The organism is Methylobacterium sp. E-016 (assembly GCF_022829745.1).
Taxonomy (GTDB): domain Bacteria; phylum Pseudomonadota; class Alphaproteobacteria; order Rhizobiales; family Beijerinckiaceae; genus Methylobacterium.
Genome location: NZ_JAKSYF010000033.1, coordinates 1 through 15,032, shown reverse-complemented (window position 1 = coordinate 15,032; position 15,032 = coordinate 1). Strand labels below are relative to the sequence as shown.

The 15,032-nt window shown below is 62.8% G+C and carries 12 protein-coding genes and 1 pseudogene; 3 read left to right on the top strand and 10 right to left on the bottom strand.

What is annotated here, in order from left to right; genetic code table 11:
- Positions 1-317 (bottom strand): annotated as a pseudogene (locus MKK68_RS02110) (transposase); the annotation flags it as partial.
- Positions 318-637: 320 nt separating this feature from the next.
- Here MKK68_RS02110 and MKK68_RS02105 point away from each other — a divergent pair.
- Positions 638-2,014 carry a DUF4214 domain-containing protein gene (locus MKK68_RS02105; RefSeq protein ID WP_244028312.1) on the top strand — a complete coding sequence of 459 codons (1,377 nt, stop codon included), beginning with the start codon at positions 638-640 and terminating at the stop codon, positions 2,012-2,014.
- A 254-nt stretch (positions 2,015-2,268) separates the two neighbouring features.
- Here the strand turns inward: MKK68_RS02105 and MKK68_RS02100 are convergent, their stop codons facing one another.
- The 4 genes from MKK68_RS02100 to MKK68_RS02085 all read right to left on the bottom strand — a co-directional run bounded on the left by MKK68_RS02100 (position 2,269) and on the right by MKK68_RS02085 (position 7,047).
- Entirely contained in the window at positions 2,269-3,465 is a 1,197-nt protein-coding gene (locus tag MKK68_RS02100) for a glycosyltransferase (RefSeq protein WP_244028310.1), read from the bottom strand.
- A gap of 14 nt (positions 3,466-3,479) precedes the next feature.
- The gene (locus MKK68_RS02095) at positions 3,480-4,103 is read right to left on the bottom strand and encodes a class I SAM-dependent methyltransferase (RefSeq protein WP_244028308.1); all 624 of its coding nucleotides are present in this window, start codon (positions 4,101-4,103) and stop codon (positions 3,480-3,482) included.
- A 204-nt stretch (positions 4,104-4,307) separates the two neighbouring features.
- A complete protein-coding gene (locus MKK68_RS02090) occupies positions 4,308-6,068 on the bottom strand; it encodes a DUF4214 domain-containing protein (RefSeq protein ID WP_244028306.1) in 1,761 nt (586 codons plus the stop codon).
- Positions 6,069-6,114: 46 nt separating this feature from the next.
- A complete protein-coding gene (locus tag MKK68_RS02085) occupies positions 6,115-7,047 on the bottom strand; it encodes a hypothetical protein (RefSeq protein WP_244028303.1) in 933 nt (310 codons plus the stop codon).
- A 246-nt stretch (positions 7,048-7,293) separates the two neighbouring features.
- Here MKK68_RS02085 and MKK68_RS02080 point away from each other — a divergent pair, with 246 nt between their 5' ends.
- Positions 7,294-8,079 carry a SapC family protein gene (locus MKK68_RS02080; RefSeq protein WP_244028301.1) on the top strand — a complete coding sequence of 262 codons (786 nt, stop codon included), beginning with the start codon at positions 7,294-7,296 and terminating at the stop codon, positions 8,077-8,079.
- On the top strand, positions 8,076-8,864 hold the full coding sequence (locus MKK68_RS02075; RefSeq protein WP_244028299.1) for a SapC family protein: 789 nt from the start codon (positions 8,076-8,078) through the stop codon (positions 8,862-8,864). The genes MKK68_RS02080 and MKK68_RS02075 overlap by 4 nt, the downstream gene beginning before the upstream one ends.
- Positions 8,865-9,142: 278 nt before the next feature.
- On the opposite strand, the gene MKK68_RS02070 is transcribed toward MKK68_RS02075, so the two are convergent.
- The 5 genes from MKK68_RS02070 to MKK68_RS02050 all read right to left on the bottom strand — a co-directional run bounded on the left by MKK68_RS02070 (position 9,143) and on the right by MKK68_RS02050 (position 14,785).
- The gene (locus MKK68_RS02070) at positions 9,143-9,640 is read right to left on the bottom strand and encodes a helix-turn-helix transcriptional regulator (protein ID WP_244028296.1); all 498 of its coding nucleotides are present in this window, start codon (positions 9,638-9,640) and stop codon (positions 9,143-9,145) included.
- A 181-nt stretch (positions 9,641-9,821) separates the two neighbouring features.
- Positions 9,822-11,861, bottom strand: coding sequence for a glycosyltransferase family 2 protein (locus MKK68_RS02065; RefSeq protein WP_244028295.1), 2,040 nt, complete (start codon positions 11,859-11,861; stop codon positions 9,822-9,824).
- A complete protein-coding gene (locus MKK68_RS02060; RefSeq protein ID WP_244028293.1) occupies positions 11,858-13,312 on the bottom strand; it encodes a DUF6212 domain-containing protein in 1,455 nt (484 codons plus the stop codon). Before MKK68_RS02060 ends, MKK68_RS02065 begins: the two co-directional genes overlap by 4 nt.
- Positions 13,313-13,521: 209 nt before the next feature.
- Positions 13,522-14,205: a ParA family protein gene (locus MKK68_RS02055; protein ID WP_244028291.1), complete on the bottom strand. Its 684-nt coding sequence runs from the start codon at positions 14,203-14,205 to the stop codon at positions 13,522-13,524.
- Between the two features lie 160 nt (positions 14,206-14,365).
- Positions 14,366-14,785: a hypothetical protein gene (locus tag MKK68_RS02050; RefSeq protein ID WP_244028289.1), complete on the bottom strand. Its 420-nt coding sequence runs from the start codon at positions 14,783-14,785 to the stop codon at positions 14,366-14,368.
- Between the last annotated feature and the right edge of the window lie 247 nt (positions 14,786-15,032).

The window sequence follows — 15,032 nt, the reverse complement described above, 5'->3', positions numbered from 1 at the left end:
ATCCAATCAGGGCAGGCCACGGGCGCTTCGTGGCGCTGAGGCGGGATCGCAGGCCGAGCGCCCATATTCCAGATGTGTTCGCGAAAGACGTGGCTGGTATAGCCGCGGTCCCCCACGACCCATTTGGGCACCCCCGGCAGTTGGTCGAGGAGGGGAACAGCGTGAGGGAGTTCATGGGCCTGACCGGGCGCCAGCCGGAAGGCGATGGCGCGGCCCTGCCCGTCGGCGATCACGCAAGCCTTGGTGCCATACCCGCCATGCGAGCGGCCAACAGCTTCACGAGCGTCTTGCTCGGCTGCAGATCCCCCCTTTTGGCGGCTCCCGCCGCCTTTTGCGCGTAGGCGGCCGGTTTGTCCAAGAGTCTGCCACGGCGGTCGGTTGTTAAAACGAACCCGATTGCCAGGCTTCCGCGTATGCATGCCAGGATCGAAGCGCGAACGGCGACAGGACAGTCAGGTCTCGTTGAATTCCTGACCGTGCCGGCCGACACGTGCCTGCGACCGCAAGTGCTGCGATCGACACACCTGCATGCTAATTGCGGGGCGGATACCAAAAGATTCGCTTAGCGTTGTCACCTGTGTTGACTTCATGTGCTGGAGTTGCCGAATATTGGCTGACTCTCGCATGAGCCAAACGCATGGCGTTCGCATATTCCATTACGCTGAATGATCCTGCCCATCTGTCGCAGGACGCTCTGTTGACCAGCAATATGACGGCGGCGGTCAACGCATGGGCTAGGACCATCGGCGGCATGGGCAGCCTGGAGATCGAGTTCAACGTTCTGTCCTTGCCAACGGGGGTCCTGGCTCAAGGCGGCCCCGTGGTCATGACACCCATTGGAACAGATGCCGGACGTACGCTTCTGCAGAGCGGCGCTTTAAGTGAGCTCCAGAGTGGCATCGATCCCAACGGAAGTGCGGCTGATATCAGCATCGACGTGAGCAGCGCCATGCTGAGCACGGGCCGCCTCTACCTTGATCTGGATCCGACTGATGGCTCCGCCGTCCCTGCGCGCAGCTACGATGGGCTAACTGTGCTCACGCACGAGATGGCACATGGGCTTGGAGTTGTTGGCTTTCGGGACAGCACAGGCGCGCTTCCATCGGATCAGGTGTCAACCTGGGACGGCCTAGTCACTCTGCAATCGGACGGAACCGCTGCGTTCACAGGCAGTCACGCGGTGGCTGTCTATGGTGGCCCCGTTCCAGTCACCACCTTGCAGAACGGCGAGCAGTTTTATCATCTCGGCAATAGCGCCGCAGACACTGCGAGCAGCGATCTTCTCGGCGGGACCGGAGTGTCTGCCGGCCAGACCCGGATGATCTCAGGACTGGACATGGCCATTCTTCAGGATCTCGGTGCGTCGATCGTAAGCACGCCCACGACACCACGCCTCGATACCCACGATGACATCGCTGCAGTTTACAAGTCCGTTCTACAACGATCCGCGTCGCTTCCGGAGCAGGATTACTGGCTCGCGCAGGAAGCGGCTGGTCGCTTGCCGGGTCAGGTGCGCGACTCCATTGTCACCTCTCAGGAAGTGGTCTCCTTCGTCAATCCCATAGTCCGGCTCTATGAGGCTGCCTTCGATCGCCTGCCTGATCCGAGCGGCCTAAGCAACCATGTGTCGGCGCTTCACTTTAATCCTATTGAAACAATTGCATCTCATTTCGTTCAATCCCCTGAGTTCGCCCTGCTCCACGGCGGATCTAGCGTGACGGACACCCTAATCCAGTCGTTCTATGCGAATGCACTAGGTCGTCAGGGATCGTCAGAAGAAGTAGCGGCGTGGGGAATGTCAGGCCTGGATGCCGCACAAATTTTAGTTGGTTTCTCTGATTCGATTGAATTTCAACGCCGCTCAGAGCTGCAAATTCGTGCTTTTGTCTATGGTTTGTCCAACGTGCCACCGAACTCTGCCGTGGCAATTCCGTTGCCTTACGACACTGCCGCGGAGGCTGTCGGTTTCGTCGGTCATTCAACTTATGCACCGCACCTGGGCGATCTGCTCTAAGCTGCGAAACCTCGAGAGTCGAGGCGCACTGCGCTCAATTAAAAACTTGAAGCGTTACATGCCATAGAGGCACCTTTACGAAAAATCTACCAAATTACTATGCTGGCTATAGGCAGCAGAGAACCGAACCAAATTTATTTATGCTCTACGATGTAGGGTATGCTCTAAAGCAACTGCGATGTTATCTTCTCGAAGTGATGCGATGCCGCAGAGCAGATTGATGCATGTGAACGGCCATCACACCGCCTCCTTGCTCAAAGCGAGAGAATGAGGTCCCGCCACCCATTTCTGCCGTGCTCTCGGGTGAGATTCCGATCAAGGATCGCTTGCTGAGCCCGCTTCCCCATCTGGCTGCGCTTCGTAGAATCTGACAGTAGGCGGCTCACCGCCTCAGCCAGAGCTTCGGTATCGAAGAAGTTGACGGGCATCACCTCGTCACCATGGATGAGCACTTCCCGCGTTGGCGCGGTATCTGATACGACCATGGCGCAACCGGCGCCCATCGCCTCGAGCGCAGACCAGGACAGCACGAAGGGATAGGTTAGGTAGGTGTGAACGGTCGAGCGGTTCAGAACGTCGAGATATCCCTGCCGATCGAGGGTGCCGAGAAACTGCACCCGGGCCGCGTCAAAGGTCCCGTCGAGTTCGTCGAGCATCACCGCCTTCCAGGTGCGGCCATCCTCTGGGGGCGCGCCATAGCCACCTTGCTCGGCCCCTACGACTAAGATCTCGGCTTGAGGGTTCCGCGCGAGCAAAGCCGGCAAGGTACGCATAAAGATGTGAAATCCCCGATGCGGCTCAAGATGGCGCGCGATGTAAGTCACGGTATGCGGATCGCGCCCCGGAGCCGGAACCAAACCGCGCTGGTCCAACGGAGGCGGGACAACGATACCCTCGTGAATAATCTGGATCTTGGGTCGAACGAGTTCCGGGAAGGTGAAGCGCTGCCAGAGCGTCGGCGCGACACAGACCTCCGCGTCTTCGAGACTGGCCAGCGTGATAGCATTGCGAGCTCGCATCCGGTGCAGGATCTCAAGCGACGCCGGCGGGAACTCTGGGTCGAAATTTACCTCGCCCCCTTGGCGGAGATAGTAATACTCGCAGTAGCAGACGAGCTTCGCTTGCGGGAACAGGTCCTTGAGGTAGAGCGCCTCGCCCCAGCCAGGGTGGGCCACGATGATGTCTGGCACGAAGCCGTCATAGCTTAATGCGCGCGCCGCAGCCGCGGCTCCCGCAGCGACCGTTGCCTTCGCCGCTAAATCGTCAACGACGATGTCCCCTGTTGTTGCGATCAGCGCGGGACTATAGCGCCGGTAGCGCAGACCTTCCCGTGCATACGGGTTCATACCGATCGCGGCGAGTTCAACATCGTCGCGATGCTCCAAGGCTTCGAGCACGCTGATCAGCTGCGAGGGAAACGTCTGGTGAACCAGGAGCACGCGAAGAGCCATCTGACGCTCTGCTATCACTCGTGCGTGCTGTCGAGAAACATATCGGGTGGCGCGGCGTCAGGCCTTAATCCAACGGCCCAAAGATCGAAGTTCGCTCCACGCCGCACAATCACCTTCGAGAACCCGGCCTCAATCAGGAGCCGTCCGAGACGCTCGGCGGTGAAGGCCGTCTTGTGCGCCATGTAGAGGTTCCCGCCCCGTATCGAGTCGCGATGTCCGTAAAGCATGTCGAGCGGGGTGATCGGGCCAGCCGGAGAGATGTAGGCCACGCTGTCGAGCTTGCCCTGCGCAATCTCGTGGGCGACCGCCTGGATGTCCGGCGTCGTGATGAGCGCAAAGCCATCCGTCCGCAGCACGCGCCGAAACTCGGAGAGCGCCACCGGCACCTCATGGTCGTGCAGATGCTCGATGTTGTGGGAGGACCAGAGCGCCTCGACGGTGCCGTCCAGGAAAGGCGACAGGTCGGTGATCGAACCTACGATGTCCGGACGCACCCGCGGATCGAGATCCATGCGGACCTCGCGCCACGTTCCGTGGTGGAAAATCGGATGCAGCTTCTCCGGGGCGTACAGGCCGCAGCCGACATGCAGCACAGTTCGCTCAGGCGAGGCAACAAACTCGGCTTGACCCTGACTCACCCGCGACTGTCCTCGCCCTCAGCCCTGCGGGAGCTTGGCCCGTGCCGCCGTAATGGAAGGTTTTGCACTTCGCAGCTAACCGCTCGGAGAAAGCTTATACGAGAATGACACGCAGGACGACCATGCCTTTATAGGGTCCTGCTCTCCCAAAGCGAAAAGGCCGGGCATAGCGCCCGGCCTTCCCATTTTGCGTCCGGCCTACGCTCAGTAGGTGTGCGTATGGTCGATGATCTTGATCGATTCGGCGGTGCTTGTCCCTGCCTCGGTGGCCTTCGCAAGATTGACGACAAGATCCTCGCGCGACATGCCGGTCGCCAGCTTGTCCGTCCAGTAATCGTGACCCGCCTGTTCGGCATTGCGGCCGAACATGCCCTGGTAGAGCTGATCGACGAAGGCGCCGTTCGAGAGGTTGCCAGAGGTCGCCTGGAACTCCGGGCTGGTGAGGAAGGCGTGCGCAATGTCCTGCAGGCTGGCGCCGCTCTCGTTTGCGGACCACCAGTGTTGCAGGCCGCTCGCATCGGCGTCGCGGTGCAACACGGCGTCGTACATCCGGGCAATCACGGCCTGTTCGGTCGTGTTCGCATTGATCAGCACGCTGCCGTCGCCGAACTTGACGAAATCGACGTGACTCATGTTCGTGGTCGCACCGGTCTTGGCACTGAACACGGAGATGTTGTCGGCATCGACGCTGGTCAGGAAGTCGGCCTTCTTGCCCGCGAAGTTGACGACGTCGAACCCGGCGCCGCCGGCCACGGTCTGCGAGCCGTCCGGAATGATGTCGAAGCTGTGCGGGGTATGATCGAGCCCGGCGCCGCCGACCGTCGAGACGAACACGCTGTCGGCGGTCGAGGCCGCGCCTTCCTGCGAGGCGGACACCGCGATCAAGACCTCGGCCCGGCTCATCGAACCGGAATTCAAGGCGTTGCCCCAGGCCGCCATGCCGGCAGCGTCAGGGACTCGTCCAAACAGGTTCTGGTAGAGGTTCGTGACGAAAGTCGTGGTGTCGACGTTCGGCCCAATGCCGTGTGACTGCGCCTCGGCCGAGTTCAGGAACGACGACCCCACCTGCTGAAGCGTCATCTGTCCTGAATTGTAGGCATCCCACCAGTGATAAACGCCGGCCGAATCAGCGGTGCGGTTCAGAACCGCCTCGTACATCCGACTGATCACAGCCTCATCGGTGGTCGAGGCCTTCGTGACCGTGGAGCCGTTGCTGAACTGGACGACATTGATGTTCTGTAGCGTCGATGTGTGGCCCTGACCGTCATTGAGGATCAGGCGTCCGGCCGCATCGAGCTTAACCGAGTAACCATCATGCGCATCGGCCGCCACCGCTGCCGGCTTGCCGCTCGAGGTTGTCGGCGTCGAGGCTGCGATCGTGAAGGTGTTACGGCCGGAACCGCCATCAACGGTGGCATTACCATGACCGCCAACAAACGTGTCATCGCCACTGCCAGACTTGACTGTTGCGTTGGCCGTGTTGGTGACATCCACAGAGACGTTGCCGTTGCCGGTTGTCAGGTTGAGGTTACCTGTACCACCGCTCACGCTCGAGGCGCCGGTAGTAAACACGCCGAGGCTGGCATCGCCCGATCCAGCCTGGATGGTCGCGCCACCGCTACCCGTGACACCGAGCGACGCCTTGCCGGCATCGAGAACCACCACACGGTCCGTTGCGCTGTTCAACGTCCCCGTGACGGACCCAGCACCCGACATCACGACGATACTGGCGGCACCGGCACCCGAAACATCCCCGCCCTTCGAGGTGTCGAGGAACGCAACTGGAGAGGTAATCGTGTCGCCGGGAGCAGCGTTCTGAACTTCCACACTCGGTCCCGTGGTATCCTGTCCCTTGGGGAGCTTGGACAGCACATTCTCCAAGGCCTGCTCGAGGCCCTTGGCCTGCGGATTTTTGAGAATTTTGTCCTGAATCTGGCTTACAGCAACACTATATGGGTCGGCCATTTGATGAGTTCCCCAGCAGTTCTAATGTTTATCAGAGGTATGAAATTCAAAATCCCGCCGCTGCGCGCGGGGCTCGGAAAATTCGTGCCGGCTTACGGGCCGCCGTTTCGGTGCGCGTACCGGCGCTTGAAGCCGCCGCCAAGGACGTGCGCTGCCCACGCGAGGCGACCTCAGAGAGTTGCAACCGCAAGCCGATCAGGTGCTCGCGGCCGGTCGGCCCCCTTAGATCGACGGGCGCCGGGGTCGGGCCGATATGGGTTCCATCGCTGAAACGCGCCTCGACGATCAGGGCGTAGGCCTCGGCGTCCTCACCGATCAGCCGGAACGACACACCGTTGATGGCGCGCGCCTGCATGCGGGTGCCGACGAACTCACCGACAACGACGTCCGGCATCCGCCCGAGGCCGAGCAAGGCGCAGCCATAGGAAATGTCGACCTTGGCCGGCCGGCGCGGCCACTGCACCGAGAACCCCTCGATTCGCGCCGCACCATTAATGCCCTCGAGCCAATCGCCGCCGGTGACGAAGACATCACCACGGCGCTCGACATGGGCCGCGATCCGCAGCGGAATGACGCGCTCGGCCGGCGTTGCGTAAGCCTGGCTCTCCCCGCTTGGACCAGCAAGCATGGATTGAGCCGGGCGAGCAGCAAAAGCAGACATGTCGCGATCCAGTCGATCGATCTGCAACGTGACGGCATCCGGCAGATCGCCACCGTTTCCTAATGTCGTAATGAGAACGGTGGAGTCGCGCTCTGCTGTGATCACACATAGATCACCAGGCTGACGTAAAACCCCAGGCGTCGCGCCAGGACTGAACAGCATCCGAACATCGTCCGAATTGTCCGGATCGACAGAAACGACCACACGCGGTGAGACACCGGACACGGCCGTTGCTACGTAGCGCAGCGCGAACATGCCGCGCGCAACTTCCATCGCCCGCACGGACGCCTGTCCGCGCGCCGCTCCGACGCTGTTCACTGGTATTCCCCTCGATCAGTGGCGGCTTTAATCCGCGCTTAACTGCCGTATCTAAAACACTGCACGCTGCGGCGCGTCAAGGGTTTGTTTACCGCAAACCTGCCGAAATTTAGGCAAAACTACGCGTGTAGACTGCGCAAGCGCCTTAACGATGAATCAACCACGCCCTGAAGCAGCGGTGCAACACCACATATGCTAGGACAGCCTGACTGGGGTTTGCCTTCTTGCACATCATCCCGAGGGCTCATGAGCATGTACCAGTCCGTCCAAGCCCTGCAGCAGGGCGCCGAGCACCTGTTATTTGATCTTGCCGACTACGATTCGCTGGCTGAGACTATTTACGTCCCGATCGCCGTCGTGGAGGCGCAGACCCTGGCGCACCATTACCCGCTCGTCTGGCGCAGAGCTGGCGAAACATTCGAACTGGTCGCGCTGCTATCGATTTCGGCCCCGCATTACCTGATGTGGCGTCAGGAATTGAAGCTTGGTCTTCCGCATCCGCTATTGATCGAAGCCTATCCATTGTGCGCCGCATTCAATGCCGAGGGGGCGGAGCGCGGCGCCGTCCTGTTCGACGCTGTCGCGCCAGTAGAAGGAGCGAAGGGTACGCCGGTGTTCAAAGCCGACAGGACGATCTCGTCGGCGGCGGCGCAGAGACTGAATGCACTCCAAGTCTATGCCAGCGATCTTGCGCGCACGCAGGCGTTCACGAAGGCCCTGGCCGGCCAGGGCCTTCTGCTGGATTGGCCCGTGCGGCTGTTGGTCGGAAGCGACGGGGTGGAGCTCGACGGGTTCTGCGTCCTCGATCCGGCTGCCGCCGCGCGCAAGACCCTGTCGGTCCTGGTGGCCGATCATGGCTTTTCCATCGCGGAACTGGCGACCTTCCATGATCTGTCGCTGTTCAATATGCAGCGCCTCGTCGACCGGCATCGCTCCGAACGCCTGCTCGCCCAAGCCGGCCGTGCGGAGACCGCTCGCGCCCAAACCGCCCCAACCTTGGGCCAAACCACGGACGGAGCACCGATCCTATGAGCTTCCCCCGCGTGCCCTTGCGGCCGGATCGTCTGCAGAACCTCCGCTGGAGTTTCCCTGGCACCTACGCGTTCGCCCGCGACCGCCTCACCGTGCCGCTGATCCACACGGAAATCCTGCGGGTCGCCCGTGAGTACCCGATCGCGTTCGCCCAGGAGACCGAGGCGTGGCACCCGGTTGCCTATCTCGGCGACGTCGACGGTGCGGGCAATCGCTTCGTGGGCGCTGACGGGAATTGGATTGCACGCTACGTCCCGTTTTGGCTGCGGGTCTATCCCTTCGTCAGGGACAGCGACGCGGTGCTCGTGATCTTGGATCCCGCCCTGGTGGGCGTGGCAGGGGCGCACGCCTTTACCGACGAGGCCGGCGCGCTCAGTTCCGCCGCGCAGGATGTCAGCCGACAACTGCTCAAGGCCGATCTCGGCGCCCCTGCCCTGCGGGAAGCCTCCGGCGCGCTCGTCGCGGATGGCGTCGCGCAGATGCGTTCCGCCGAGCCTGGCCGCGCCGGGGATCACCTTGCCTTCGTCGCTGCGGCCGGGTCGCGTGAGTTGATCGGTCCGCGGGTGGCGGAGTGGTACGCGCGGACGCCGAGCGCGGTCGAACTGGCGATCGCGGCCGCCTTCTCGAATACGTTCCTGCCGCGCGCCGCTTCCCAGACCGTGCTGTTGCACGAGCCCCGGCCGGCAGAGATACCGCATCCGGCCGCGATTCAGCCCCTCTACGTGCCACCGGCGGCACCGGCGGATCTCGACTGGCTCGATACGAACGAGAAGATCGCCTTCTAACGCGCAATCGGCCTGATCGTGACTGCGAACCGCCAGGGTGAAGGCATGGCTAACCCGGTGTGCTGCGCAGCGTTGCGCCCGCTCGCTCGTTCCGTCCCGCTCGCTGATCTTGGCTGATTGCGCCATTCAATATTCACCCCTCCCGGCGTCGATAGGCGGGATGGGGGGTGCACCGCATCATGCATATGATGCACGAATCAAGACTTTTTTTACCATGCTGTCCGCTCGCAGACCGGATCCGACTGGGTGTGCGTGGCGGTCGCCGATTGTCGGCGTCGCTACGGTAGGATGGATAGACGGGCCACCAGCGTCACGAGTTCAGCCTGGCGGTGGGTCCGTGTCTTGCTGAAAATCGCTGCGAGTTGGCTCCGAACGGTGGCAACCCTCACCCCTTGAAGTTGCGCCACCTCCGCCGTGGTAACCCCACTCGCTAAGAGACCCGCAAGCCGGGCTTCGGCGGGCGTCAGGCCGAAAATCCGCTCCAGCGTAACCTGATTCGGCTGCGGCGTTGCGTCGAGGTCGATCAGGATCAGAACAGTGTGGGGACCGTGCTCGTCTGGATTCGCAAGTGGGACGGCGTGCATGATCAAGGGCCGGAGCTCGGCCCGCTCAACCAGAATCCAGTTCTCGCTCTGAAGCTGAATGCGAGCCCGGCCCAGGGCGAGAAGTCGCTTGATCGTCGAGCGACCGGATTCCGGTTCCGTCACGAGCTCCGGGACGGTACGGCTGAAGGCATTTTGCAGAATACGTTCGGCTTCCGCATTGATCGCCAGCACGGCACCGTCCGTTGCCAACACCACGCCGCCACACCCGGTGCGATCCAAGGCGTTAAGCAGCGGCATTCCTACAAGCACAAGGACCTCGCCCGAGACCCAAAGCCGAGCGACCAGGGTGCAGCCGTTAACCGTTTCAGGTCGAATGGGTTCGCGAATCACTTGAGACAGATGCGCGAGGCGCTCACACTACCTCACCGAGTGAATGAGTCTCCGCGAAAATCTCGACGCGACACGGACCTCCGTCCCGGACCAGGATTTTTTCCTGCGGAAATCCCCGCGCGCCGAGCCAACGCGCCTCGGCCTCGGTGGCGACGAGGACGTGATCGATGACATGCTCGAAGGCGAGGATCAGGCGGTGATCTGCCCTGTGGACGCCGCCCGCGGGCTGATACACAAGCGTCCGGGTCCCGCCCGCACGCCACTCGGCAAGCAGCGGGAACAGGCGCGGCATGCCAACCATGATGGCCGCGTACCCTGCCAGGCATCCGCGAACCTCTCGCCATTCAGCAGCGCCGGGCGCGGGCAACTCGAAGGGGTCACCAAGGTAGCGAAAGTCGGACGGCGCAACCTCCGGCAACTGCAAAATCTCGAGGCTCGCAACGCGCTCGTCCCCCTCCACTAGGGTGCTGTCCGGCTCGCCACACAGGGTGAGACAGAGATCCACGTTCGGTGGCTTTGCCCCGAGAAGCCACTCGGCCGCATCCACGAGCGCGTGTGGATCGCGGTCGGCGACGAGACAGAACGGTCGACGCTGAGCTCCGCGGGCGACGTTCGACAGCGGCGCGCCTCCAATCTCCGCGCGCAGCGCTTCGACCAACTCGCGGCTATCGGCCAACGTCCTCGTCTGCCAGTGCCAGCGCGTTGGCAGCTCCCACTTTGACCCTTCCGACTGACATGCCCGCCACGTCTCGGACGCCTCCTCGAAGACCGTGATCGGTGACCTGATTGGCTCCATCCCATATTTGGGAGCCGCCATTCGAGTTCGGGGCGCGCGGGCAAGATCGGCTTCGAACCCGCTCTCCTTCCGTTTGCACGGTTCCGTGACGGCGCGGGCGAAGACCTCGGTCCGCACCAGTATCAGGGCCACCTCCCCTGCCGCGGTCTCTATGGCATCGCTATCCGGAAGGATCGCGGTGGGCAGGACGAGGGCTGCCAGGCCAGTTTCCGCGTCCGCCGCCGCCTCAAGACGCCGGAGAGCACCCTGGATCACCTTCGCTCGGCTCAGGGCGTCAAACGCCGACGGATCAGCCCAAAGCAGGTAAGGAGGCAAACGCGTCCGCTCTGGCTCGGACAGCGTCTGCCAAAGGCGTGCGGTGAGATCGCTTGGCTGTTCCCGTGTGATCGACCCAGTGGGATCGGTGAAACTCTCCACGGTATCGCCCCTCACGCGTGCGTAGCGCGGGTGATAAGCCTGCTCGAACTCTAGAAGGGCTCTGGCTCGATAGAGCTCGGGATGACGCTGCCGGAGCGCATTGAGCAGGACCGGGCGTTGTCGGGAAGCACTTCGCACCATGCTTTCCGGGCGATACCGGTAGTCGAGCCCCATCTCGGGAAGGCAGGCCCCCCGGAAGCCGCGGCGAAACGCTTGAAGCCAGAACTCCCAATCCTCATAGCCGTCCCGCATCGTCTCGTCGTAACGCACGCCTGCTTCGAACACCCGCCGGTGGATCAGCGAGCTGGCCTCCATGAAGCTCCCGGCGAACAGAAGGTGCAGGGGGGTGGCCGCACATGCCACATGCCCCGACCAGGTCAGGCCGAATTTGTTGAGTTGCGGGTAGATCCAACTCGCGCCGGGATCAGCGACGAGCGCGGCATAGCCACGCTCAAGCGTGCGCGGCGTCAGCCGATTGTCGGCGTCGAGCAGATAGAGCGCCTGCAGGCCCGGCCACGTCGCGAGGGCGCAGGCGATGCCGGCATTGCGGGCCGCGCTCAGGCCACGATTTGGGGTGCGCAAATATCGCACGCGCTCGTCCGCCAGGGCGAAGGAGAGACCGAGTGCGGCGGTCTCGGGAAGAGGACAGCCGTCGTCGACGATCACGATGCCGTACGGGACGGCGAGTGTCTGCGCCAACGCGGATGCAACGGACTCGGCTAAGAACTGCGGCTGCCGGTAGACCGGGATGATAACAGCGACCAGGGGCGCGTTCTCCGCCTGACCGTCGCGGGTCGCGGACGACCGTGTCGGCTGCGACGTCGAACCAGAATTGGCCAAAGCGCTCACGTGTAAATCCGGAACTGCGTTAGGACCGCCCAGGTCGCCTCAGGCACAGGGTCCGCAGCTGCCCTCACCGCAATGGTGATGTCCTGAGCTTCCTGAAGCGGCTCGGGGAACAGAATCACGACTGCCTGCGCTTGGGAGCCACTCAACGCGACCTGCCGGGCATAGCGCTCCGATCCATCCGACGCCGAATCGAGCGGCAAGGCATCGCCGACCCGGATGTCGAGGTCGAGGACGCACGGCAGCCCGCCATGGACACTGGCATGGACGGTAAGCCCACGGGCGCCCGAAGGGCAGCCCGCCGGGATATGGCCACGCCCGCCCGGTCGGCAGAGTAGCGCGCGCAGATCTGGCAGGTGCAGCAGCGCGGATGGGACGTTGACGGGCACCGCCTCGCCGTCTTGATCGTCCATGATGTCTTGAGCGTCGACAATACCTTGAGCGTCGGCGACGACTTGGGCCAAGGTCTCGCTGGGTATGGCTCGCAGGGCGTAGGGCGGCGGGTTGGATACATCCGCACCGATTGGCAGTACAGTACCGGGCGCGTGCGGCGGCGACGTCCCAGGTACCGCCGCGTAGAGGCGCATGGCTAGGGAATGGGGTGCGATGCTCTCCCCTGTTCTGACATCACTGAGTTGCGCAGCCACCAGCGGCTGCACGCCGCTCAGGGCGAGATTGGTACAGCTCAATCGTTCGGAGGCAGATTCGATGACGAGGGCGAGGGTGCGGGTGAGCCCGGCATAGGCGCGCGGCAGACCGAGACGGATCCAGCCATCCCGCGTTGGCGGCGCCACTTCCCAGATCGCGTTCGCTCGCCCCTCTTCAACGAGGGACAGTGTGACACGCAGTGGCGCTCGTCGCTTCGAACCGGCCGTACAGGCGAGGTCGATGGCGGCCCATCCGGTGCTCGCCACCGGAAGGAGCTGCCGCAGGGGAACGCCGGGGCTCAGCTCGATCTGGGTTTCGTAATCCGGCTCCGTCGTCGCGAAGGAGCAGACCAACTCGGCGATGCCAAGATCGCCGATGAAGCGGTCGAGACCTGCCCTCTGGCTCGCCAGGGTCTCAACCTCGGTCCGCAGACTTGCCACGTGGCGAGCATGCAGGCTTGCCGCGCGTGCCAGGGCGTAGGTGTGAGTCAGCAGGCGTTCCAGCAACGCTCGGGCGATCAACGCCGCTGGCTCGGAATCAACGAGCAGAACGTCGGGCGCGTCGCCGATGCCGCGCTGGCTGAACCAAGTCTGCACCTGTCGCATCAGTTCGGCCGAGTTGCGGGATGCGAGGAGGCCGAGGCAGGGGATCGGCGCTAATGGCAGCGTGACGACCGTGCCGTCCTGGTCGCGAATCATGAGACCAGCGGCATCAAGGCTCAACACCTCCAGGCATTCGACCCCTTCTGGGAGAGCAGGGAGAAATCCGATGTCGGCGGATGCGAATAGGACGTTGACGGTCTGCATCAGTCAGGTCAGCCCCGGCTGCGCAGGAACTGACAACGGGCAAAGGTCCGCGTCAGCTCCCAGCCAGAATGATGCGGCTTGCTCGGTTCGAGACCGATCTTGCGTGCGTTCAGCACCAGCCGGTAGGCGAAACGGCGGACCATACCCTTCGATGCCCGAAGCCCTGCCGCTCATACCAAGCCCGCGATCCTCTCGTGCCAAGCGCACCATCATGACCGGCCCGCCTCGCCGTGACTGTTGCGCATCTGCAGCGTTTCCATGATCCGCCTCCAAAGGCTCAGGCATTCTGTGTTGGTGATCCCTGTCCAGTCGGTCTCACTGGGCACTCGGCCGACCGCGAGGTCGTAGCTAATCCGCCGTCTTTCCGTCAGCTGACCGTCCCAAACGGACGCCTGAAGATCGGCAAGATCTGCTCGAAGTCGACGAAGGTCGGAGACTTCCCGTCCAAGACGGCGCGCGGGAACCTCCGTCGGCACGATCAGGAACGGCTTACCAAGATCCAGCACGGCCTCGGCCGTCGCACGCACCGCCCAGCGATCAGCCCCATCGCATTTCGTCGGGATGATGACGATGTCGGCCGCTGCGATGGCGACGCCCGCAACCGCCGTGCGGCCCGCCGGTGTATCGATGACGCAAAAATCGATCGCGCTCTGGCGGGTGCGCGCGAGGATCGCTTCGAGATCCGCACTTCCCTCGACCGCCAGGGCAGTCAGCGAAGGTACCGCCGTGCTCCCCGAGCGCCGGGAAGCCCAGTTGATCGCCGTGTGCTGACCGTCATCGGTATCGATCAGTAGCGCGCGCAGATGAGCTTGCGCAAAAAGAGCTGCGAGGAGAATGCTCACTGTGCTCTTGCCCGCACCACCTTTGCGAGCCGCGACCGTCACGACATGCATGCGCAACCGGGATCACATCGAAGAGCGAGGGTGCAGCGATGCGAGCAGCGCCCGACGCACTCTCGGATGGAAGCCGTCGCTTTGCTGTTGATCCCGCGGTACCGCGAGTGCGGTTTGGGTGGCACGTCACCCAAGATGCGGGATCGGTACCTCAGGCGATTCATGGTCCTTCCGCACCCGCCGCAGCCCGACGCGCCTCGATCCGCCGCATCAGTGTCGACTTCGCGTTATCGGAAATCTCCGCGTCGGATTGACTTAACGCACTACAAACTACGCGCTGCTGCTCCTGATCCTCCGGCAGATTGCCCTCGGTAGTGAGGACGATCTTCCGCCATGCACAGCCGATGATCTCTGAGCGTGGCAGCGGGGGACATCCCTCGACGTAGCAGGCGGCGAGCTTCCGCTGACTGATCAGGTCTCCAGAAATCGCATTTGTGACGAGTGCCGATGCATCGTCCTCGTCGCGACGGGCCTGGAAGGCGTGATTGATGATGTAGCCGGTGCCTACGACGCAAATCAATGCAGCGCATAGTGCCAGAGCGTTGATCAGCGAGTTTGCGAACTTGCTATCGAGATTCATCGAGCAACAGCCAGTTCAGACAAGCCCGCGACAGTGCAGGAAAAACATTTGGCAGCATCCCGTTTGTGACAAGCTGCGCTTGAGCACAACCTTCTGCCTTGGCCCATCGCGCTTCGCAAGGACGCACTGAGGACGGGGGCACCGTTCGCCTCATACCAGCGGATTGCACTGGACCGGCATTCATTCGCCCCGGTGCCCACACAATCGCCGTTCTGCAATCCTTGTCCCGGTGAGCTCCGGCTCCGAC